Source organism: Anaeromyxobacter dehalogenans 2CP-1 (assembly GCF_000022145.1).
Taxonomy (GTDB): domain Bacteria; phylum Myxococcota; class Myxococcia; order Myxococcales; family Anaeromyxobacteraceae; genus Anaeromyxobacter; species Anaeromyxobacter dehalogenans.
Genome location: NC_011891.1, coordinates 1,524,248 through 1,545,767, shown reverse-complemented (window position 1 = coordinate 1,545,767; position 21,520 = coordinate 1,524,248). Strand labels below are relative to the sequence as shown.

The 21,520-nt window shown below is 70.7% G+C and carries 22 protein-coding genes; 15 read left to right on the top strand and 7 right to left on the bottom strand.

Annotated features, from left to right (window positions below; translation table 11 throughout):
- Positions 1-82 precede the first annotated feature (82 nt).
- The 3 genes from A2CP1_RS06940 to A2CP1_RS06930 are packed head-to-tail and all read right to left on the bottom strand — an operon-like array spanning position 83 to position 1,580.
- Positions 83-610, bottom strand: coding sequence for an NADH-quinone oxidoreductase subunit C (locus tag A2CP1_RS06940; protein ID WP_012525337.1), 528 nt, complete (start codon positions 608-610; stop codon positions 83-85).
- Between the two features lie 14 nt (positions 611-624).
- Positions 625-1,173 carry an NADH-quinone oxidoreductase subunit B gene (locus A2CP1_RS06935; RefSeq protein WP_012632689.1) on the bottom strand — a complete coding sequence of 183 codons (549 nt, stop codon included), beginning with the start codon at positions 1,171-1,173 and terminating at the stop codon, positions 625-627.
- A 17-nt stretch (positions 1,174-1,190) separates the two neighbouring features.
- Positions 1,191-1,580, bottom strand: coding sequence for an NADH-quinone oxidoreductase subunit A (locus tag A2CP1_RS06930; RefSeq protein WP_012525335.1), 390 nt, complete (start codon positions 1,578-1,580; stop codon positions 1,191-1,193).
- Between the two features lie 160 nt (positions 1,581-1,740).
- Here A2CP1_RS06930 and A2CP1_RS06925 point away from each other — a divergent pair, with 160 nt between their 5' ends.
- From A2CP1_RS06925 to A2CP1_RS06875, 11 genes are all read left to right on the top strand, one after another.
- Positions 1,741-2,178, top strand: a complete 438-nt coding sequence (locus tag A2CP1_RS06925; protein ID WP_012525334.1) for an NADH-quinone oxidoreductase subunit A — start codon at positions 1,741-1,743, stop codon at positions 2,176-2,178.
- Positions 2,179-2,260: 82 nt separating this feature from the next.
- Positions 2,261-2,782, top strand: coding sequence for an NADH-quinone oxidoreductase subunit B (locus tag A2CP1_RS06920; RefSeq protein ID WP_012525333.1), 522 nt, complete (start codon positions 2,261-2,263; stop codon positions 2,780-2,782).
- Between the two features lie 111 nt (positions 2,783-2,893).
- Positions 2,894-3,484, top strand: a complete 591-nt coding sequence (locus A2CP1_RS06915) for an NADH-quinone oxidoreductase subunit C (RefSeq protein ID WP_012632688.1) — start codon at positions 2,894-2,896, stop codon at positions 3,482-3,484.
- A 9-nt stretch (positions 3,485-3,493) separates the two neighbouring features.
- On the top strand, positions 3,494-4,633 hold the full coding sequence (locus A2CP1_RS06910; RefSeq protein WP_012632687.1) for an NADH-quinone oxidoreductase subunit D: 1,140 nt from the start codon (positions 3,494-3,496) through the stop codon (positions 4,631-4,633).
- A complete protein-coding gene (locus A2CP1_RS06905) occupies positions 4,630-6,024 on the top strand; it encodes a complex I subunit 1/NuoH family protein (protein WP_012632686.1) in 1,395 nt (464 codons plus the stop codon). Before A2CP1_RS06910 ends, A2CP1_RS06905 begins: the two co-directional genes overlap by 4 nt.
- 13 nt (positions 6,025-6,037) lie before the next feature.
- Positions 6,038-6,841: a 4Fe-4S binding protein gene (locus A2CP1_RS06900; RefSeq protein ID WP_012632685.1), complete on the top strand. Its 804-nt coding sequence runs from the start codon at positions 6,038-6,040 to the stop codon at positions 6,839-6,841.
- Between the two features lie 8 nt (positions 6,842-6,849).
- Positions 6,850-7,485, top strand: a complete 636-nt coding sequence (locus tag A2CP1_RS06895) for an NADH-quinone oxidoreductase subunit J family protein (RefSeq protein WP_012525328.1) — start codon at positions 6,850-6,852, stop codon at positions 7,483-7,485.
- Positions 7,486-7,501: 16 nt separating this feature from the next.
- Positions 7,502-7,810 (top strand): NADH-quinone oxidoreductase subunit NuoK, encoded by a 309-nt coding sequence (nuoK, locus tag A2CP1_RS06890; protein WP_012525327.1) that lies wholly within the window; start codon positions 7,502-7,504, stop codon positions 7,808-7,810.
- A gap of 3 nt (positions 7,811-7,813) precedes the next feature.
- Complete coding sequence (locus tag A2CP1_RS06885; protein ID WP_012632684.1) at positions 7,814-10,285, top strand: proton-conducting transporter transmembrane domain-containing protein; 2,472 nt, start codon at positions 7,814-7,816, stop codon at positions 10,283-10,285.
- A gap of 18 nt (positions 10,286-10,303) precedes the next feature.
- Positions 10,304-11,953, top strand: coding sequence for a complex I subunit 4 family protein (locus A2CP1_RS06880; protein WP_012632683.1), 1,650 nt, complete (start codon positions 10,304-10,306; stop codon positions 11,951-11,953).
- Between the two features lie 16 nt (positions 11,954-11,969).
- Positions 11,970-13,520, top strand: coding sequence for an NADH-quinone oxidoreductase subunit N (locus A2CP1_RS06875; protein WP_012632682.1), 1,551 nt, complete (start codon positions 11,970-11,972; stop codon positions 13,518-13,520).
- 295 nt (positions 13,521-13,815) lie between these two features.
- On the opposite strand, the gene A2CP1_RS06870 is transcribed toward A2CP1_RS06875, so the two are convergent.
- The gene (locus tag A2CP1_RS06870) at positions 13,816-14,667 is read right to left on the bottom strand and encodes a PHP domain-containing protein (RefSeq protein ID WP_012632681.1); all 852 of its coding nucleotides are present in this window, start codon (positions 14,665-14,667) and stop codon (positions 13,816-13,818) included.
- Between the two features lie 95 nt (positions 14,668-14,762).
- Here A2CP1_RS06870 and A2CP1_RS06865 point away from each other — a divergent pair, with 95 nt between their 5' ends.
- The 3 genes from A2CP1_RS06865 to clpX all read left to right on the top strand — a co-directional run bounded on the left by A2CP1_RS06865 (position 14,763) and on the right by clpX (position 17,740).
- Entirely contained in the window at positions 14,763-15,242 is a 480-nt protein-coding gene (locus A2CP1_RS06865; protein ID WP_012632680.1) for an RrF2 family transcriptional regulator, read from the top strand.
- Positions 15,243-15,540: 298 nt separating this feature from the next.
- A complete protein-coding gene (locus A2CP1_RS06860) occupies positions 15,541-16,566 on the top strand; it encodes an agmatinase family protein (RefSeq protein ID WP_012632679.1) in 1,026 nt (341 codons plus the stop codon).
- 70 nt (positions 16,567-16,636) lie between these two features.
- Positions 16,637-17,740 carry an ATP-dependent Clp protease ATP-binding subunit ClpX gene (gene clpX, locus A2CP1_RS06855; RefSeq protein WP_012632678.1) on the top strand — a complete coding sequence of 368 codons (1,104 nt, stop codon included), beginning with the start codon at positions 16,637-16,639 and terminating at the stop codon, positions 17,738-17,740.
- An 11-nt stretch (positions 17,741-17,751) separates the two neighbouring features.
- Here the strand turns inward: clpX and A2CP1_RS06850 are convergent, their stop codons facing one another.
- Genes A2CP1_RS06850 through A2CP1_RS06840 form a run of 3 tightly spaced genes read right to left on the bottom strand, consistent with a single transcriptional unit; the run spans position 17,752 to position 20,467 of the window.
- A complete protein-coding gene (locus A2CP1_RS06850; RefSeq protein WP_012632677.1) occupies positions 17,752-18,258 on the bottom strand; it encodes a CvpA family protein in 507 nt (168 codons plus the stop codon).
- A 2-nt stretch (positions 18,259-18,260) separates the two neighbouring features.
- Positions 18,261-18,824 (bottom strand): J domain-containing protein, encoded by a 564-nt coding sequence (locus tag A2CP1_RS06845; RefSeq protein ID WP_012632676.1) that lies wholly within the window; start codon positions 18,822-18,824, stop codon positions 18,261-18,263.
- A gap of 32 nt (positions 18,825-18,856) precedes the next feature.
- Positions 18,857-20,467 (bottom strand): Hsp70 family protein, encoded by a 1,611-nt coding sequence (locus A2CP1_RS06840; RefSeq protein ID WP_012525317.1) that lies wholly within the window; start codon positions 20,465-20,467, stop codon positions 18,857-18,859.
- Positions 20,468-20,657: 190 nt separating this feature from the next.
- Here A2CP1_RS06840 and A2CP1_RS06835 point away from each other — a divergent pair, with 190 nt between their 5' ends.
- Positions 20,658-21,503: a class II glutamine amidotransferase gene (locus A2CP1_RS06835; RefSeq protein ID WP_012632675.1), complete on the top strand. Its 846-nt coding sequence runs from the start codon at positions 20,658-20,660 to the stop codon at positions 21,501-21,503.
- Positions 21,504-21,520 lie beyond the last annotated feature (17 nt).

The window sequence follows — 21,520 nt, the reverse complement described above, 5'->3', positions numbered from 1 at the left end:
TCGTCCTCCGCGCGCCCGGTCCTTCCGGAGGGGCGCCCGCCGCAGCGCGCTCGGCGCGGCCCGGCGGCGTGGAAAGAAACGGCTAGTCGCGCGACGCGGGCCCGGGCCCGCGGAAGATGTCGTGCACCTCGCGCTCGACGACCAGCGGCTGCCGGCCGCGCAGCGGGTAGTCCTTGCGCAGCGGGTGCCCCTCGAACTCGTCGTACATGAGCAGGCGGCGCATGTCGGGGTGCCCGGAGAACGGGATCCCGTACATGTCCCAGCAGTAGCGCTCGAACCAGTCGGCGCCGCGCCACAGGCCGGTGACCGACGGCACGACGCCCTCGGGCCCCTCGGGCACCTTCACCCGCAGGCGCACGCGCGTGTTGTGCACGGTCGAGAGCAGGTTGTAGACGACCTCGAAGCGCGGGCTGGCGCCGAGGTAGTCCACCGCCGTGATGTACGGCGACATGTTGAAGGCGAGCGACGGGTCTTCCTTCAGGAAGCGGCACACGTCGACGATCCGGCTCCGCTCCACGAACGCGCAGTCGTCGCCGCCGACGCCCTCGTACGGGGCGTGGACGGCATCCGGGAAGCGCTCGACGAGCGCGGCGATCACGGCCTTGGACATGAGGGTCCTCGCGCCTACCGGCCGGCGCCGCCCGAGATCACCGGGAGCGGCGTGCGGTCGATGAGCTTGTGCGACTGGTTCTGGATCTTCTTCTGGAGCAGCATGATGCCGTCGAGCACCTGCTCCGGGCGCGGCGGACAGCCGGGCACGTAGACGTCCACCGGGATCACCCGGTCGATGCCCTGCACCGTCGCGTAGTTGTCGTAGAACCCGCCGGAGCTGGCGCAGACGCCGAACGCCATCACCCACTTCGGATCGGCCATCTGCTCGTAGACGCGCTGGAGGATGGGCGCCTGCTTGCAGTTCACCGTGCCCACCACCATCAGCAGGTCGGCCTGGCGCGGCGAGAACCGCGGCATGGCGGCGCCGAACCGGTCCGAGTCGTACCGCGCCGAGGCCATGGTCATGTACTCCATGCCGCAGCAGGCCGTGACGAACGGATAGGTGAACAGGGAGTACTTGCGCGCCCAGCCCAGGCTCTTCGAGACGAGGCCCTGGAGGAACCCCTCCGCCTCCTCCCGGCGCGTGGCGATGACGGGCAGCCCGTCGAGCTCCGATGCCATTGTGCGGTCGCTCCTCTCTAATCCGCCCAGTCGAGGACGCCCTTCTTCCAGACGTAGACGAGGCCCGCGACCAGGGTGAACACGAAGATCCCCATGGAGACGAAGCCGGGCCAGCCGAGGCCGGGATAGCCCTGGCCGTCCGGCAGCAGCAGCACCGCCCACGGGTAAAGGAAGATCGCCTCGATGTCGAACACGATGAAGAGCAGCGCGACGACGTAGAACTTCACGCCGAACCGCTCGCGCGCGGAGCCGACCGGCTCCGACCCGCACTCGAACGGGGTCTGCTTCACCAGGCTGGGTCTGCGCGGTCCGAGCACGTTGGCCAGGCCGAGCATCGTGAAGGCGAGTACGACCGCCACCAGCAGGACTACACCGATCGGGAAGTAGATCTGCAGGGGTGTCAGCATAGGTGGGTACTGGTCGGGGTGGGGAGCCCGTTAAGTGCCCGCCCCAATGGCCTTTGTCAACGGGTTTCCACCCCTTGACATCAGGTTCCCCTTCTGTAGACTCCGCCCGCCTGTTTCCCTAGATTTGCCGACAGGATAGGTCCACAAAGGGTCGCCAGCCATGGGCTTCGATTTCGGTACCGTACTCGTGTTCGCGGTGGTCACCGTCGGGTTCGCGCTCGGTGGAATTGCGGCATCTCGCGCACTGGGTCCGAAGTGGCCCAATCCCGAAAAGGCATCCATCTACGAGTGCGGCGAACGCCCCGTTGGGGTCGCGTGGTTCAACTTCAACCCGCGCTTCTATCTCGTCGCCCTGGTCTTCCTGGTCTTCGAGGTGGACATCGCCCTGACCTTCCCGGTGGTGGCGGTCTTCAAGGACTGGACGTCGAAGGGTCCGGGCATGGCCTGGGTGGCCTTCTTCGAGCTCCTGGTCTTCACCGGCATCCTGGTGGTCGGCCTGGCCTGGGCCTGGGCCCACGGCGACCTCGAGTGGGTCAAGACGCTGGGCGCGCCGAGCGAGGAGGCGCCTGCCCGCGCCGAGCCGCGCCGCGCGGCCTGACGGAACAACTCGGGCGGCACCGGCGGTTCATCAACTGATCGCGGTCAAACGCAGGACGCGCAAGGCAGGAGGCGGTTCGCACATGGCGGCACGCATGGACCCGGGGATCGGCGGCGACGTCACGCTGCTCCACACGAGCCAGCTGGACAACCTCATCAACCTCGCGCGCGCGAGCTCGCTCTACTACCTGACGTTCGGCCTGGCCTGCTGCGGCATCGAGCTGATGCAGACCGGCGGCCCGCGCGCCGACGTGATGCGCTTCGGCGCGATCCCCCGCGCCTCCCCGCGCCAGGCCGACTTCATGATCGTGGCCGGCACGCTCACCTACAAGATGGCCGAGCGCGCCCGCCTGCTCTACGACCAGATGCCCGAGCCGAAGTACGTCATCTCGATGGGCTCCTGCTCGAACTGCGGCGGCCTCTTCCAGCTCGGCTACTCGGTCTGCAAGGGCGTCGACAAGGTCATCCCGGTGGACGTCTACGTCCCGGGCTGCCCGCCGCGGCCGGAGGCGCTCACCGAGGGCCTCCTCCGGCTCCAGGAGATCGTCCGGAGCGAGCCCTGGTCCACCAAGCGTCGCCCGGCAGCGCAGGCGGAGGGTGCCTAGCGGCCTCCCTTCCACCACTCGTAGCTCGCTGACCGGCAGTTTCAGGACGGGGCGGGGCGGAACGCTCGGATGGGGCGTACCGCTTCGCCCTGTACCGTAGAAGAGGGACGAATGACGACTCATGAAATCCACGAGCGGCTGAAGGCGCGGTTCGGAGACGACGTCGGCCCGCTGTCCGAGCCGAAGATCGACGCGTTCTGCGTGGTGAAGGCGGAGCGGATCGTCGAGGTCTCCCGCTTCCTCGCCACCGAGCCCGGCCTCGAGATGGACTTCCTCGAGGACCTGACCGCGGTGGACTGGCCGAAGCGGAACGTGATCGAGGTCGTCTACCACCTGCTCTCGTACCGGCACCGCCACGCGATCGTGCTGAAGGTCGAGGCGGACCGCGCCGCGCCGGTCGTCCCGACCGTCGAGGCCGTCTGGAAGACCGCGAACTGGTTCGAGCGCGAGGTCTACGACCTGTTCGGCGTGAGCTTCCCCGGCCACCCGGACCTGCGCCGGCTGATGCTGCCGGACGACTGGGTGGGCCACCCGCTCCGCAAGGACTACCAGGAGGCGGGCGGCTGGCACGGCATCTCCAACGTCCGCGAGAACCCGCTCGTCGAGCTGAAGCGGCTCGACGACCAGCGCCGCGCCGAGGCCGCCGCCAGGGCGGCGCCGCCGGCCGCGCCCGACGCCGCCGCGGCCGCCCCCAAGGCGTAGGGAGACGACATGGAAAAGCTCATCCTCCGCCGCGTGGACCGCCAGAACGAGGAGATGATCCTCAACTTCGGCCCGCAGCACCCGTCCACCCACGGCGTCATCAACTTCCTGGTCGAGACCGACGGTGAGGTGCTGAAGCGCGCCACGCCGGACGTCGGCTACCTGCACCGCTCGATCGAGAAGATCGGCGAGATGGTCGGGTATCCCGGCTTCATGCCGTACACCGACCGCGTGGATTACGTGGCGGCGATGTTCGCCAACGAGGGCTACGCCATCGCGGTCGAGCGCCTGCTCAAGATCGAGGTGCCGCAGCGGGCCCAGTGGCTGCGCGCCATCTCCTGCGAGCTGTGCCGCATCGCCTCCCACCTGGTGTCGGTGGGCACGATGGTCATGGACATCGGCGCGTTCACGCCGATGCTCCACGGCATCCGCGAGCGCGAGACCATCAACGACCTGCTCGAGGCGCTCTGCGGCGCGCGGCTGACCTACAACTACCACCGCATCGGCGGCGTCGCGTTCGACCTGCCGGAGGGCTGGCGAGACAAGGTCCTCCACTTCCTCGACCACTTCGACAAGTTCCTGGCCGAGTTCGACCGGCTGATCTCGTTCAACGAGATCTACGTGAAGCGCCTCGCGAACGTGGCGGTGATCCCGGGCCCGATGGCGATCAACTACGGCCTGGTCGGCCCGAACCTGCGCGGCTCGGGCGTGGACTGGGACGTCCGCCGCGACCTGCCCTACGGCGCCTACCCGAACTTCAAGTTCGACGTGCCGGTGGGCAAGGGCTTCTACGGCACCTCGGGCGACTCGTTCGACCGGTACTACGTGCGCTGCCTGGAGATGGCCGAGTCCTCGAAGATCGTCCGCCAGGCGCTGGACTCGCTGCCGGAGGGCGAGATCACCGCCAAGGTGCCCCGCAACATCAAGCCGGAGGCGGGCGAGGCGATCGGGCGCGTGGAGAGCGCGCGCGGCGAGCTCGCCTACTACGTGATCTCCGACGGCACCAACAAGGCGTACCGGGTGCGCGCCCGCACCGGCTCCTTCACCGCCATGTGCATCATCGAGGACATCTCGCGCGGCCTGATGGTCGCCGACCTGGTGGCCCTCATCTCGTCGCTCGACGTCGTCGCCCCGGAGATCGATCGATGAACGCCCCCGCCATCAAGAACCAGGACCTGAGCAAGGGGCCGGGCAGGACGGCCCGCGGCGTCGTGCTCGCGACGCTCGCGGTCGGGTTCGGGCTGCCCACCATCCTGCTCGGCGCGGTGCTGGTGCTGTCGCCGCTCTCCAAGCCCGCCATGCTCGCGGCGGCGCTCCGCGCGGCCGGGGTGGACGTCTCCGGGTGGTCGCAGGGCGGCCGGTACGCGCTGTGGCTGGTGGCCATGGCGGTGCTGGCGCTGATCCTCGTGTCCTTCGGCGCGGTCATCTCCGGCATGACGGTGTGGTGGGAGATGCGGGTCAGCGCCCGCATGCAGAGCCGCATCGGCTACAACCGCGTGGGCGCGGCCGGCTTCTTCCAGTGGATCGCCGACGCGGTGAAGCTCCTCCTCAAGGAGGACCTCATCCCCGCCGAGGCGGACCGGCTGCTCTTCCGCGCGGCGCCCTACTTCGTGATGGTGGGCTTCGCGCTGGTGTTCGTGGCCCTGCCGTTCGGCGAGAGCCTCATCGCCGCGGACCTGAACGTCGGCATCTTCTACATCACCGCGGTCACCGCGCTCATCGTGGTCGGCATCCTGATCGCCGGCTGGTCCTCCAACTCCAAGTGGGCGCTGTTCGGCGGCATGCGGTCCGCCGCCCAGGTGATCTCCTACGAGATCCCGGCCGGCCTGGCCGTGATGGTGCCGGTGCTCATGTCCGGCACGCTCTCGATGCAGGGCATCATCCGCTCGCAGGGCGCCTGGCCGTGGGAGTGGCACGCGCTCACGAACCCGTTCGCGCTGGTCGCGTTCGGGATCTTCTTCGTGGCGCAGCTCGCCGAGGGCAACCGCACCCCGTTCGACCTCCCCGAGGCCGAGTCGGAGCTGGTGGCCGGCTATCTCTCCGAGTACTCCGCCTTCCGCTTCGCGCTCTTCTTCCTGGTCGAGTTCGGCAACCTCTGGGTGATGTCGGCGATCAGCGTGACGCTGTTCTTCGGCGGCTGGCAGGTGCCGTTCGCCGGCCCCGAGGTGTTCGCGGCGGCGCGCGGCGCCGGCGACCTCCCCGGCCTGGCCTGGTGGGGCCTCCAGCTCGCCTCGATGCTGATCTTCGTCGCGAAGACGCTGGTGCTCCTCAACGTGGTGGTGTGGGTCCGCTGGACGCTGCCCCGCATCCGCGTGGACCAGATGATGAGCCTCTGCTGGAAGTACCTGGTCCCGTTCGCCTTCGTCTGCTTCGTCGCCACGCTGCTCTGGCAGATCCTGGTGACGCGCGTCCCGGCGACCGCGCCGGTGATCGGGGGCCTGATGGTCGCCGCGGCGGTGGTGGCGGGCTTCTTCTTCCTCCGCCTGACGCGGCGGAACATCTCCGCGGTCGGCGACCGCGTCGACTTCACCAACTGGTAAGGGGACCGGAACGATGCCTCAGACCGTCCGCGAGTACACCGGCGCCATCCGGGACACGGTGAAGTCCTTCTGGCACGGCCTCTCGATCACGCTCTCGTACCTCGCCCGCCGCCCGACGACGGTCCAGTACCCGGACCGCACGCCCATGCCGGTGCGCGACATGCTCCCGCCGCGCTACCGCGGGTTCCTCGAGGTCGACACCGGCATCTGCACCGGGTGCCAGGCCTGCGAGCGCGCCTGCCCGATCGGCTGCATCCAGATCTCCCTGGAGAAGGACGCGGCGAACCCGAAGCAGCGCGTCGTCACGCAGTTCGACATCGACGAGGCGAAGTGCATGTTCTGCGGCCTGTGCGTCGAGCCCTGCCCCACCGGCTCGATCCAGCACACCCGCGAGTTCGAGGGCACGCACCGGCACATCCGCAACCTGGTGTTCCGGTGGGCCGACCCGATGAGCCCGTTCCCGGTCTACAAGGTGGACAAGAACGCGGAGTACTACCCGCGCGTCCCGCTGGGCTCGCTGGTGCGCAAGCGCCTCGAGACCAACGCCTGGGATCGGGCGGCCCCGCAGTTCCTGCCGCCCGAGCCGCCCAAGCCCGCCGAGGCGAAGCCCGCCGCGAAGGCGGCCCCGGCCGCGAAGCCCGCGCCGGCCGCGAAGGCGGATGGCGCCGCCGCGGCCCCCGCCGCGCCCGCGCCGGCCAAGGCGGCCGCCCCGGCTCCCGCCCCTGCTGCGGCCGCCCCCGCGCCCGCGCCCGCCGCGCCGGCCGCCGAGGCGCCGGCCGCGCCCGCGGCCCCCGCCGCCAACCCCGAGTCCAAGTGAGGCCGCCGATGGAATCCAAGGGAGGAAAGCTCACCGCCTGGGCCATCGCCACCGTCGTGGTGGTCGCCTTCGTCGCCTACATGACCACGCAGGTGATCCGCCCCGCCGCGCTGGCCACGCCGCGCCCGGAGGCGGCGGGCCTGGGGCTGCCGGACGTGCTGTTCTACGTGCTCGCGGTCCTCACCGTGGCCGGCGCCGCGGGCGTCGCGCTCTCGCGCAACATCCTCTACAGCACGTTCGGCCTGCTCACCGCGCTGCTCGGCGCCGGCGCGCTGTACGTGCTGCTCTCGGCCGACTTCGTCGCCGTCACCCAGCTGCTCATCTACATCGGCGGCGTGCTGGTGCTGATCCTGTTCGCGGTGATGCTCACCAACCGCATCACCGAGATCAACGTCTCCAACACCAGCTTCGGCCTGTTCGGCGGGTTCCTGCTGTTCGTCTCGGCCGCGCCGGTGCTGCTGGCGGTCGCGCTGCTCACCCCGTGGCAGGCCGGGCCCGCCGCGCCGCTCGCCCCCACCACCCAGGCCATCGGCGACGCGTTCCTCTCGCGGTGGCTGCTCCCGTTCGAGGTGGCGTCGCTGGTGCTGCTCTCGACGCTCGTCGGGGCCATCGTCATCGCGCGCAAGGAGATCAAGGCCGACTGACCGGCCGGAGAACGCCATGCAGATCTCGCTCTCGCACTTCCTCGTCGTCGGCGCCCTGCTGTTCGCCTTCGGCATGGTGACCGTGGCCACCCGCCGCAACGCGGTGGGCGTCCTGATGGGCGTCGAGCTCATCCTGAACGGCGCCAACGTGAACTTCGTCGCCTTCAACCACTACGCGGGCGGCGGCGTGACCGGACAGGTCTTCGCCCTCTTCGTCATCGTCCTGGCCGCGGCCGAGGCGGCGGTGGGCCTCGCCATCGTCCTGGCCATCTTCCAGACGTTCAAGACCATCGACGTCCGCGCCGCGGACCTGATGCGGGAGTAGCCGATGCACGAGACCGCTCACGAGCTCGGCCGGATCGCCGTCACGAACGTCGGCTATCTCTGGCTCATCCCGCTGTTCCCGCTCATCGGCGCGACCATCAACGCGCTGATCGGCTGGAAGCTGCAGCAGCTGTTCGGGAGGAAGATCGTCCACCGCATCGCGGTGACCGCGATGTTCGCCGCCTTCGGGGTGGCGCTGGTCGCGTTCTCCCAGATGCTGCGGCTCCCCTCCGAGGAGCGCTTCCTCCAGGACACGCTCTGGAACCTGATGACCGCCGGGCGGCTGACGGTGGACTTCGGGTTCGCGCTCGACCCGCTCTCCATGATGATGGTGCTGGTCATCACCGGGATCGGCTCGCTCATCCACGTCTTCTCCATCGGGTACATGCACGACGAGCCGTCGTACTGGCGGTTCTTCAGCTACCTGAACCTGTTCGTCTTCGCGATGTTGCTCCTGGTGATGGGCGACAACTTCGCGGTGATGTTCTTCGGGTGGGAGGGCGTGGGCCTCGCCTCGTACCTGCTCATCAGCTTCTGGTACACGGACCCCGAGAAGGCGAAGGCCGGCATGAAGGCCTTCGTGGCGAACCGCTTCGGCGACTTCGGCTTCCTGGCCGGCCTGTTCCTCCTGTTCTGGGCCCTGGGCGGCGCGTGGACGCCGCGGACCGGCAGCGGGCTGCGGAACAACGACTACCAGCCCATCGCCGAGCTGAACGCCACCGCCGCCGCGGCCACCCCCGCGCAGGCGCACGCGCTCGCCCCGGCCGTCCACGACGTGAAGGTCGGCCCCACCATGAACTTCCGCGAGCTGCGGGATCAGGTGGTGATCGACTCGACCGGCGTGAAGGAGCACCTGGCCGGCTCGAGCATCTGGGGCGTCTCGCTCCTGACGCTGGTCTGCATCCTCCTGTTCGTCGGCGCGATGGGCAAGAGCGCCCAGATCCCGCTCTACGTCTGGCTCCCCGACGCGATGGCCGGCCCGACGCCGGTCTCCGCCCTCATCCACGCCGCCACCATGGTGACCGCGGGCGTGTACATGGTGGCGCGCCTCAACTTCCTGTTCGCGCTCTCGCCGAGCGCGATGGGCTGGGTGGCGCTCATCGGCGCCGCGACCGCGATCTTCGCCGCGTCGATCGGCTTCTTCCAGTACGACATCAAGAAGGTCCTCGCCTACTCCACCGTCTCCCAGCTCGGCTTCATGTTCATCGGGGTCGGCGTGGGCGCGTACTGGGCCGGCGCGTACCACCTGCTCACCCACGCGTTCTTCAAGGCCACGCTGTTCCTCGGCTCCGGCTCGGTGATCCTCGGCTGCCACCACGAGCAGGACATGCGGAAGATGGGCGGGCTGAAGAAGCACATGCCCATCACGCGCTGGACCTACCTCGCGGCGTGCTGGGCCATCGCCGGCTTCCCGTGGATGAACGGCTTCTACTCGAAGGACGAGATCCTCTACAAGGCGTTCACCAGCGGGCACCTGGCGCTGTTCGGCGTGCCCACCCCGTGGCTCGGGCCGGCCATCTTCCTGGTCGGCATCGTCGCCGCGACCGGCACCAGCTTCTACATGTTCCGGTCGTACTACATGACGTTCACCGGCGAGTACCGCGGGAACGCCGGGCACCACGACGAGCACAACGAGGATCCGCACGCCGCCGGCGCCGCCGCCATGTCGCACCTCTCGGTCTCGGTCCACGCGTCCGACGGCGCGGTCCACGCCGACGGCCACGCGCACGGCCACGCCGCCCCGGCCCACGGCCACGCGGTCCACGCCCCGGCCGCCGCCGCGGCCACGGCGCACGCGCCGGCGCACGACGACCACGGCCACCACGGCGGCACGCCGCACGAGTCGCCCTGGACCGTCACCCTGGTCCTCTCGCTGCTCGCGCTCGGCTCCTTCCTCACGCTGTTCCTGGGCATCCCCATGGCCTGGACCGGCAAGGCGCCCATCCTCGAGCACTGGCTCGCGCCCGCGCTGACCGCGCAGGAGGGCGTGCCGTTCCAGCACCTGTCGCACTCCACCGAGTACATGTTCCAGGCGATCGGCGTGCTGGCCGGCGCGGTCGGCTGGTTCTTCGCGATGGTGCTGTTCAAGGACGCGAAGAGCGAGGTCCCGGCGCGGCTGCGCGACAGGTTCCTCGGCGTCTGGACGGTCGTCTACAACAAGTACTACGTGGACGAGCTGTACGCGGTCGCCGTCCTGAAGCCCTCGATGAAGGTCGCGCAGGCCGCGTCCTGGTTCGACTCGAACGTGATCGACCGCCTGGTGCTGCTGGCCGGCACGGTCACCCGCGTGGTCGCGAATCTCGACGGCGCCATCGACAAGTACCTCGTCGACGGCGCGGTGAACGCCGTCGCCAGCGTCACGCAGGAGTGCGGCCGGTACCTCCGCTCGCTCCAGACCGGCAAGGTCCAGACCTACCTGTACGGCGCGCTCGGGGGCGCGCTGGTGGTGGTCCTGCTCAACTTCCTCATCTCGTAGCAACCGGGAGAGCGCGTCATGTTCACGCCAGGAAACGTCCTCAGCTGGGCCACCTTCTTCCCGGTCATCGGGTCGGCGCTCATCGTCGTCCTGCTGGCCGCGAAGTTCTTCCTCCGCCTCGACAAGAAGCTCGTCGACGACGGCTCCCGCTGGATCGCGCTCGTGACGAGCGCGCTCTCCTTCGCGGCGGCCATCGCCGCGTGGCGCATGTACGACCCGTCGGCCACGGGCGTGCAGCTGGTCCAGCACTTCACCTGGATCCGCGCGTTCAACATCGAGTTCTACGTCGGGGTCGACGGCATCTCGATCTCGATGGTGCTGCTGTCCGGCCTCATCTCCTTCATCGCCACCATCGCGTCGATGCCGTGGTGGTCGGGGAAGAAGGACGCCGAGATGGCCGGCATGGTGGACCACGGCCATGACGACCCGCACCACCCCAAGCACTTCTCGGTGCGGATGGTGCCGGGCTACATGGCCATGCTGCTGCTGCTGCAGACCGGCATGATGGGCACGTTCGTCGCCCTCGACATGTTCCTGTTCTACGTGTTCTGGGAGGTCATGCTCCTGCCGATGTACTTCCTCATCGGCATCTGGGGCGGGCCGCGCAAGGAGTACGCGGCGATCAAGTTCTTCCTCTACACCCTCGCCGGCTCCGTGCTGATGCTCCTCGCGATCATCGGCATCTACTACAACAGCGCGCCGGCGCAGCTCGCCGACGGCTCGTGGTCGAGCGGCCACACCTTCAACCTGATCGAGCTCGCGAAGCAGGGCGCGGCCGGGCAGTTCCGCAACGCCGCCCCCATCCTCGGCTTCTCGTTCGCGAAGATCGTCTTCATCGGCCTGTTCATCGGGTTCGCCATCAAGATCCCGATGTTCCCGTTCCACACCTGGTTGCCCGACGCGCACGTCGAGGCGCCCACGCCCATCTCCGTCATCCTGGCCGGCGTGCTCCTGAAGATGGGCATCTACGGCATCCTGCGCTTCAACTACGGGATCCTCCCCGACGCGACCGCCTGGGCGGCCGGCGGGATCGCGGTGTTCGGCGTCATCAACATCATCTACGCGGCGTTCGTCTGCCTCGCGCAGAAGGACCTGAAGAAGCTCATCGCGTACTCCTCCGTCTCGCACATGGGCTTCTCGCTGCTCGGCATGGCGGCCATGACGCCCCAGGGCATCTCCGGCGCGGTGCTGAACCTCTTCACCCACGGCATCATCAGCCCGATGCTGTTCCTCATCGTGGGCGTGATCTACGACCGCGCCCACCACCGCGAGATCGAGAAGTTCGGCGGCCTGGCCCAGGAGCTGCCCGAGTACAGCGCCATCATGGGCCTCGCGTTCTTCGCCTCCCTGGGCCTGCCCGGCCTGGCCGGCTTCATCTCCGAGTTCACGGTGTTCTCGGGCGCGTTCCCGGTGTTCACCACCTACACGATCATCTCGGCCACCAGCGTCGTCCTGACCGCCGCGTACTACCTGTGGGCGATCCACCGGATGTTCCTGGGCAAGCTGAACCCGGTCTACAAGGGCTACCCGGACCTGAACTGGCGCGAGCGCATGTCGCTGTACCCGCTCGCGGTCATCTGCATCTACCTGGGCTTCTACCCGCAGGCGATCCTGGGCGTCATCAACCCGGCCCTGCACGCCCTCATCCAGAACATCAAGCCGCTGTAGGCCCGAGGGGCGACGCATGACGGACCTCATCCCACTGGTCGAAGAGAACCTGCGCTCCACCGCGTGGTTCCGCCCCGAGGCGGCCCTCACGGTGGGCGCGCTGGTCCTCTTCGTGCTGGACATCACCTGGAAGAAGAGCGCGACCCGCGTGGCCTGGCTGAGCGCCGCCTCGCTGGTGGTGTTCGCGGCCGCGGCGGCGCTGCTGGCGCAGCAGCCCGCCGACGCGCAGACGCTGTTCAACGGCATGCTCGCGAACGACGCGTTCGCGATCTTCTTCAAGTGGCTGTTCCTCGGCGCCGGCGCGCTGACCGTGCTCATCACCGCGCAGGGCAAGGACTTCGACGCCTCGCGGGTCGGCCAGTTCTACGGCCTGCTCACCGCCGTCGTGCTCGGCCTGTTCATGATGGCGAGCGCGACCGACCTGCTCATGATGTACATGTCGATCGAGCTCGTCTCGATCGTGAGCTACGTGCTCGCCGGCTTCCGCCGCGCGGACCGCAAGGCCGCCGAGGGCTCGCTGAAGTACGTCATCTACGGCGGCGTGGCCTCGGGCGTGATGCTGTTCGGCATGAGCTACCTGTACGGCCTGACCGGCACCACCAGCCTGCTCGAGCTGGGGCCGCGCATCCAGGCCATCCAGGCGTCGGGCCTGCCGCTCGCGGCCACCCGCATCGCGCTGGTGGTCGGCGCCGTGTTCGTCGCCGCGGGCCTCGGCTACAAGATCGCCGCGGTCCCGTTCCACATGTGGTGCCCGGACGTGTACGAGGGCGCGCCGACGCCGTTCACCGCGTTCCTGTCGGTCGGCCCGAAGGCGGCCGGCTTCGCGCTGGCGCTCCGCTTCTTCCTGTCGGCGTTCGCGGGCCCGGCCTCCCCCACCACCGGCCTGGCCGAGGCGCTGGGCGGCATCCCCTGGCCGGCGGTGATCGGCGTGGTCTCGGCCGTCACCATGACGCTCGGGAACCTGAGCGCGCTCGCGCAGACCAACCTGAAGCGCCTGCTCGCGTACTCCTCCATCGCGCACGCCGGCTACATGCTCATGGGCCTCGCGACGGTGTCGGCCATGGGCGTGCAGTCGGTGATGATCTACATGCTCGTGTACCTGGTGATGAACCTGGGCGCGTTCCTGGTCGTCATCTGGGTGGCGGAGTCCACCGGCTCCGAGTCGATCCTCGACTACCGGGGCCTGTCGAAGCGGGCGCCGGTCGCGGCGGTCGCGTTCGCCATCTTCCTGTTCTCGCTCACCGGCATCCCGCCGTTCGCCGGGTTCGCGGGCAAGTGGTACCTGTTCTACGCCGTCTTCGAGCGGATCCCCGGCCCGGGCGGCAACTGGTACGCGCTGCTCGCGGTCATCGCGGCGCTCAACACCGCGGTGGCGCTCTTCTATTACGTGCGGATCGTCCGCGCGATGTTCATCGACGTGCCGTACGCGGAGCCGAAGCCCATGCCGGCGAAGCCCGGCTACCAGCTCATGCTGGGCGCGTTCTCGGTGCTGATCCTGATCTTCGGCGTCTGGTGGGCGCCGATGATCGAGTGGACGCGCGCGTCGCTGCCGCTGTTCCGGGGCTAGTAGCGGGAACCCTCCCCCCGCGAGGCCCTCCGGCCCGACCAGCCCCCGCTGGTCGGGCTTTTCATTGCGAGGGCTGCGCCCTCGCCCCGCCGGCGGAGCCGTCAGGGCCCCACTCCTGCTGCGCGGGGCCCGTGACCGCTCGCGCCCGCTTGCGCGGGCGCGCGAGCGGTCCCCGCGGGGAGGGGTTGCACCCCTCCCCAGCCTGCGGCTGGGGCCCCTCCCTGCTGGTGTCCTTCGGCTGCGCCCTCGCCCCGCCGGCGGAGCCGTCGGGGCCCGGCTCGCCGCGGGAGCGCGGCTACGGCCGGCGCGCCTCGAGGCGCTCCAGCTCGTGCGGGGGCATGCTCACGTCGCCGAGGTGGCGGTCGGGCGCGACCGCCTCCCCGTGGAAGTCGGAGCCGGCGGTGGGCACGAGGTCGAGCGCCTCGGCGATGCGCAGGTACTTCTCGCGCACCGAGGGGTTGTGATCCACGTGGTAGACCTCCAGCCCCTCGACGCCGGCCTGGCGGAGGCGCTCGAGGTCCCAGCGCTCCAGCTTCGAGACCCCGGGGTGGGCGACCGTGGTGGTGCCGCCGGCGGCCCGCACCAGCCGGACCGCCTCGTCCGACTCGAGGCGGTAGCGCTGCACGTACGCCGGCTTCCCCTCTCCGAGGTAGGCGTCGAACGCCTCCTTCACGGTGGCCACCGCGCCCAGCTCGACCAGCGCGCGGGCGACGTGCGGGCGGCCGATGGTCTTGCCGCCGCTCCACTTCTCGATGTCCTCGACGCGGAGGCGCAGGCCGAGCGCGCCCAGCTTCTCCACGATGCGCTCCATGCGCTCGCGCCGGCGCAGCGCCAGGAAGTCCTCGAACGCGCGCAGGCGCGGGTGCGCCGGGTCCACGAAGTGGCCGAGCAGGTGGATCTCGCGGCGCTCCAGGAACGCCGAGAGCTCGATCCCCGGCACCAGCCGCAGCCCGAGCCGCGCGGCCGCGGCGGCCGCATCGTCCATCCCCGCCACGGTGTCGTGATCGCAGAGCGCCCACACGGCCACGCCCGCCGCGCTCGCCCGCTCGGCTACCTCGCCGGCGGGATACTGGCCGTCCGACGCCCTGCTGTGCGAGTGCAGGTCAATCTTTCCGTTGACGCCCTGTCCGGCGGCCGGGTTGCCCATGAACTGTGCACCTCGAACGTGATAAGATAACCGTCTCTCCAGGTCGGCGCGCGCCCGGAAGGGAGAGGGGCCGGCGCGCGGAAAGGCGAGCGTTCATGCAGCACGTACTCCGGATCTCACGGAAGATCGACTACGGCCTGCGGGCCATGATCTACCTGGCGTCGATCCCGCAGGACTCCGTCGTCCCGTTCCGCGAGATCGCCCGGCAGATGGACGTGCCGGAGGACTTCCTCGCCAAGATCCTGAAGACCCTGGTGGACACGGGCCTGGTCCGCTCCACCCGCGGACCGCACGGCGGCTACGCGCTCGCGCGCATGCCCGCCGACATCAGCTTCCTCGACGTGATCGAGTCGGTGGAGGGCCCGGTGGCCCTCAACGTCTGCCTCGACGGCGAGGATGCCTGCGGCCACTCCACCGCGTGCACCATGGTGTCGGTGTGGCGCCTGGGCCAGGAGCGGATGCTCGACGTCTACCGGCAGGCCAAGCTCTCCGAGCTCGCGTTCAAGCCGGCCGACGACGGCCAGATCGGCCTCGTGCAGCTCCAGCTCCAGTCGTCGGTCCGACCGGCCATTTGAACGGGGCTGCGCCCCGCCCCACGGAGCGGAGCTCCGCGGGGCCCCACCCTGCTGCGCGGGGCCCGTGACCTCGCGCGCCCGCCTTCGCGGGTGCGCGCGAGGTCCCCGCGGGCGCGCCTGACGGCGCGCGATCAGGGCCGCGATCGGCTGGTTCCGGGCTGCGCGGGGCCCGTGACCTCGCGCGCCCGCCTTCGCGGGCTCGCGCGAGGTCCCCGCGGGCGCGCCTGACGGCGCGCGGTCAGCGACGCGATCGGATCCTCACGGGCTGCGCCCCGTCCGGCCGCGTTAGACTCCGGCCATGACCTTCGATCCTTCCGCCGCCGCGCAGCCCGGCTCCGGCGTGTTCGGCCTCCCCCACTCCGAGCGCGACGCCGGCGTGGTGCTCGTCCCGGTGCCGTTCGAGGCGACCACCTCCTACGGCGGCGGCACCTCGCGCGGCCCGGAGGCGATCCTCGACGCGAGCCGGCAGGTGGACCTGTTCGACGTGGAGACCGGCCGCCCGTACGAGGCCGGCATCCACATGCTGCCCGTCCCCGAGGAGATCGCGCGGCTCGACCGCGAGGCGCGCGCCGCCGCCGAGCCGGTCATCGCCGCCGGCGGGCTCGTGCCCGGCCGCCAGGACCTGGCCCGGGCGGTCGCCGAGGTGGACGAGGCCTGCGGGCGCGTGAACGCCTGGGTCGAGGAGCGCGTCGCCGGCCTGCTCGCCCGCGGCAAGACCGTCGGCCTGGTGGGCGGCGACCACTCCACCGCGCTCGGCGCGATCGCCGCGCACGCGCGCCGCCACCCGGGCATGGGTCTGCTGCACGTGGACGCCCACGCCGACCTGCGGGTCGCGTTCGAGGGGTTCACGTACAGCCACGCGTCGGTGATCTACAACGCGGCCGAGCGGCTCCCGGAGCTGTCGCGGATCGTCCAGGTCGGCCTGCGCGACCTCTCCGAGGAGGAGCACGCCTACGCGGCCGCGTCGGGGGGCCGCGTCGTGCAGCACCACGACGCCCCGCTGGCGCGCGCGCGCTTCGAGGGCGAGCCCTGGGCGGCGCAGGTCCGGCGCATCGTCGAGCCGCTGCCGCGCGAGGTGTACGTCAGCTTCGACGTGGACGGGCTCGACCCCACGCTCTGCCCGCACACCGGCACGCCGGTGCCGGGCGGCCTCTCGTTCCAGGAGGCCGCGTACCTGATCGGCGCCGTGGTGCGCAGCGGCAGGCGCATCGTCGGCTTCGACCTGGTGGAGGTGTCGCCCGGGCCCGACGGCGGCGACTGGGACGGCAACGTGGGCGCCCGCCTGCTCTACAAGCTGATCGGCTGGGCGCTGGCCGGGCGCTGAGCGGCGCCGCGTCCCGGCGCGCGCCCGGCACGTCGTTGCCGCGGCGCCGTCCGGCCATACCGTTCAGGGTGTGAAGCCGCCGCTGCGCCTCGACGAGCCGCTCCCCATCCTCACCCCCCGCGAGATCCACGCGAGCCTGTCGCGCTGGGTGATCGGCCAGGAGCCCGCGAAGCGGGCGCTGGCGATCGCCGCCTACAGCCACCTGAAGCGCGTGGCGATGCGCCGCGCGAGCCGCGAGGTGGCGGTGCAGAAGTCGAACGTGCTGCTCGTCGGCCCGACCGGCTGCGGCAAGACCCACCTCGCGCGCCACCTGGCCCGCGTGCTCGAGGTGCCGTTCCACGTCGCCGACGCGACCGAGTTCACCGAGGCCGGTTACTACGGCAAGGACGTGGAGACCATGATCGGCGAGCTGCTGCTGCGCGCGAGCCACTCCATCGAGGACGCGCAGCGCGGCATCGTGTTCGTGGACGAGGTGGACAAGATCGCGCGCCGCTCGCAGCCGGCCCGCGGCGGCGCGGGGCAGCGCGACATCGGCGGCGAGGGCGTGCAGCAGGCGCTCCTGAAGCTGCTGGAGGGGCGCGAGGTGCACGTGCCGCTCGGGCTGGGCGGGCCGCAGTGGGCGCGCCGCGACACCGTGCCGGTGGACACCACCGACATCCTGTTCGTCTGCGCCGGCACGTTCTCCGACCTGTTCGCGTACGCGGGCGACGGCCGGTCGCTCGGCTTCGGCGCGCGGCCAGGCGCGGCGGCGGCGCGGCGGCGGATCCGGCCGCGCGACCTGGTCGAGTACGGGATGCTGGCCGAGTTCCTGGGCCGGCTCCCGGTGATGGTGCAGCTCGACGAGCTCGGGCCCGAGGCGCTGCTGGAGGTGCTCACCGGCCCGCCGGACGCGGTGCTCCGCCAGATGCGCGCCCTGCTCGCGGCGGACGGCGTGGAGCTGGACGTCACCGACGGCGCGCTGCACGAGCTGGTCGCGTTCGCGCGCGAGCGCGGCGCGGGCGCGCGCGGGCTCCGCGCCGTGGTCGAGGAGGTGCTGGCGGAGCTGCTGTTCGAGGCCCCGGAGCGGAGCGGCACCCGCGTGCTGCTGGACGCCGGCTGGGTGCGCGCGCGGCTCGAGGCGATCGGGCCGGGGATCGCCGGGGCGGAGGGGCCGGAGCGCCTCGCCGGCGCGTGAGCCGCGGCCGCTCAGCGGTGGAGCGCCCGCTCGAGCGCGCGCGCCTGCTCCGGATCGAGCCGCTCCAGCAGGTCGTGCGATCGCACCAGCGCCGCGAAGTCGCTGCCGCGCAGGTCGAGCCCCAGCGCGCGGGGCGCGCCCCCCGCGGCGAGCAGCAGCGCCGACACCAGCACCCACGCCGCCAGCGCGCCCTTCGCGCCGCCGAGCAGCGCGCCCACGCCGCGGTCGGCGGGGCCGCGCACCACCCCGGACACCCCGGTCGCGCGCAGCACGAACGCGCCCACCAGCGACACGAGCGCCCAGGTGCCCAGGAACAGGAGCGCCGGGGCGGCCGCGCGCGCCACCAGCCCCGGCATCCACCGGTCGAGGCCGCCCGCCACCGCGCCGGCGAGGTGCCGCGCCGCGAGCCACCCGAGCACCGCGCCGCCCAGCTCCACCAGCTGGCGCAGGGCGCCGCTCATCGCGCCGGCCACCGCGGCCAGCGCCAGCACCGCGAGCACGGCGAGGTCGAGCGTCACGCCTACTTGATCCGGTAGTCGCCCTTGGGGCGGAGCTTCTCGGCCTCTGCGGCCACCAGCGCGAGCTGCTCCTTGAACCGGCCGTTGGCCGGCTCGTACATGAGCGCGCTCTTCAAGGCCCGCTCGGCCGCGTCCCAGCGCCCCGCCTGCATCTCGGTGAGCGCGGCGGTGTAGAACTTGCGGCCGTTCGGCGTCTGCCCGAACTGCTCCTCGATCTTCTTCTTCTGCTCCTCCTTCACCGCCGCCTCGTCGGCCTCGGTGAAGCGGAGCTTGCGCTCGCGGTCCGGTCCGGAGATGTCGGCGAGGTAGCGGGTGCGCTTCCGGTCGTCGCGCAGCACCGTGTACGCCTCGTTCACCCGGCGGTAGATGCGGCCCACCAGGTCGCGGACCTCGGCGCTCGGCACCGCCGCGTAGCGGTCCGGGTGGAACGTGCGCGACTCGCGGTAATAGGCGGCCTTGATCTCCGGCGGCGTGGCCGTGGCGGGGATCTTCAGCACGCCGTAGTAGTCGAGCTGGTCGAGCGCGGCCGCCAGCGTCTCCACCTCGATGAGGAACTGCGCGTCCATGCGTCCCGTCCGTCCGCGGGCCGCCCGGCCGGTCAGGCCGCGCGGGGGCCGCGCGCGAGCTCGATGCCCGCGTTGTCGTCGATGGCCTTGCGGAGGTCCTGCTCCGAGAGGCCGGAGGAGAGGCTGATGGTGGTCGAGGTCTTCTGCCCGGTCTCCAGGTCGGTGGCCGAGACGTTCACGATGCCGTTCGAGTCGATCTCGAAGGTCACCTGGATCTGCACCTCGCCGCGGTAGCCGATGCGGAACCCGGTGAACTCGAACTCGCCCAGCAGCTCGCAGCCGTCGGCGCGGTTCGACTCCCCCTGGTAGACGCGGATCTTCACCCGGTCCTGGCCGTCGCGGCTGGTGGTGAAGGTCTTCGACTTCTCGATGGGGATGGGGGTGTTCTTCTCGATGATCTTCTCGGTGAACCCGCCCACCGTCCCGACGCGCAGCGAGAGCGGCGTCACGTCCAGCAGGTAGCTGGCCTGGCCGGCGGTGGCGGCGGTGGTCGAGAGCAGCGCGCGCGCCTGGATGGCGGCGCCGAGCGCGACCACCTCGTCCGGATCCACCCCGGTCATGGGCTCGCGCTGGAAGTAGTGGCGCACGCTGTTGCGGATGATGGGCAGCCGGGTGGGCCCGCCCACCAGGATCACCGCGTCGATGTCGCCGGCGGTGAGGCGCGCCGACTGCAGCGCCTCGTCGCACACCTTGAACGTGCGCTGCACCAGGTCCATCACCATCCGGTTGAACTGGTCCTGGGTGAGCTTCTGGGCGAGGTCGATGACCTCGCCCTCCGGCGACTGGCAGATGCCCGGCACCTGGATCGCCGCCACGCCCTCGCGGCCCACGTCGATCTTCGCGCGCTCGCCCGCCTCCTTCAGCATCTGGAGGCAGAACTTGTTCTGGCGGAGATCGAGCCCGTGCTTCGCCAGGAAGTCGTCGGCGAGCCAGGTCATGATCCGGTCGTCGAAGTCGTCGCCGCCCAGGTAGGTGTCGCCCGCGGTGGACAGCACCTCGAACACGTCCTTGCCGATCTCCAGGATCGACACGTCGAACGTGCCGCCGCCGAGGTCGTAGACGCAGATCTTCTGGTTGATGTCCCGGCCGAAGCCGTACGCGAGCGCCGCCGCGGTGGGCTCGTTGATGATGCGCAGCACCTCGAGCCCGGCGATGCGGCCGGCGTCCTTGGTGGCCTGGCGCTGGTTGTCGTTGAAGTAGGCCGGGCAGGTGACGACCGCCTTCTTCACCTCGCGCCCGAGCGCCGTCTCGGCGATCGCCTTCATCTCCTTCAGCACCAGCGCGGAGACCTCGGGCACCGAGAAGATCCGGTCGCGGACCCCGATGCGGACCGAGTTGTTCGGCCCCTCGACGATCCGGTACGGCATCACCGCCTGCGCCTTCTTCACCTCGTCGGAGAAGTAGAAGCGGCCGATGAGGCGCTTCGCCGAGTACACGGTGTTCTCGGCGTTGGTGATGATGTTCTTCTTCGCGTCGTTGCCGACGAGCACCGTCCCGTCGTCGAGGAACGACACGACGGACGCGTGGGTGCGCTCCCCCCATTCGTTGGGGAGCACGGCGGGCGGCGCCCCGTCGGCCTGGGCGGTCGCCACGCAGCTGTAGCTGGTTCCGAGATCGATACCGACGGCGATGTCGTCGCTCATAGATGGTGCGGGAGCCCGGCGAGGAGGCCCAGCGGTTTCGCCGGGTTACGGCATCCTAGCGGCGCGTTCGGGAAGCTGTCAAACGGCGCGAGCGGCCGCGCGCGCACGGCGGGCTGTCCACGTCGGAGCCCCGCGTTATTACTCTTGGGGTGGCGGCCCCCGCCACGCCGGACGACCAGGAAGGAGCGCCATGGGCGCGCTCGCAGCCATCCTCCAGAGCGATCCCAACCTGATGCGGTGCCAGCTCCAGCGGCTGAAGGCCCACGTCTCCATGCAGGACGGGGACGCGGCGCCCGACGCCTACGGGTTCGGCTACTACCAGGCCGGAAACGTCCTCCTCGGGAAACGCCCCACCGGTGCGCCGTCGGCGCTCTCGCTGCCGGACCTGGTGGGCCGCGTGGACTCCGAGGCGGTGCTGGTCCACGCGCGCCGGGCCACGCTCGGCACGGCCAAGGACGAGAACACCCATCCGTTCCGGTTCCGGCGGTGGCTGTTCGCGCACGACGGCTCGATCGAGGGCTTCGATCAGGTGAAGCCGAGGCTCGTCGAGGGGCTCCCCGACTTCCTGCGGCGCAACATCGCCGGGGACACCGACTCCGAGCACGCCTTCATGTGGTTCCTGAAGCTGCTCCGCGACGAGGGCTCGCTCGACGATCTCGACCTCGACGCGCAGGTGGCCGGGCGCGCCCTGGCGCGCACGGTGCGGCAGGTCGAGGCGTGGTGCCGCGAGGTGGGCGAGCAGCGGCCCTCCCGGCTGTGCTTCGTCGCGACCAACGGCCGCTCGCTGGTCGCCACGCGGCGCGGCGGCCCGCTGTTCTACGCGCTGCTCGAGGGCATCATCCCCTGCGAGCTGGACGAGATCGGCGCCGACACGCCGGAGAGCGACCCGCGCGTCCGGCCGCACCGCCGCGTCAAGGCGGTCTGCTTCGCCTCGCGGCTGCTCGCGCCGAACGGCTTCATCGAGGTGCCGGAGGGGAGCGTCGTCTCGGTGAGCCGGACGCTGCAGGTGACGGTGTCGTCCCTGGCGAACGCCTAGCGCGCCGCCCGCCGGCG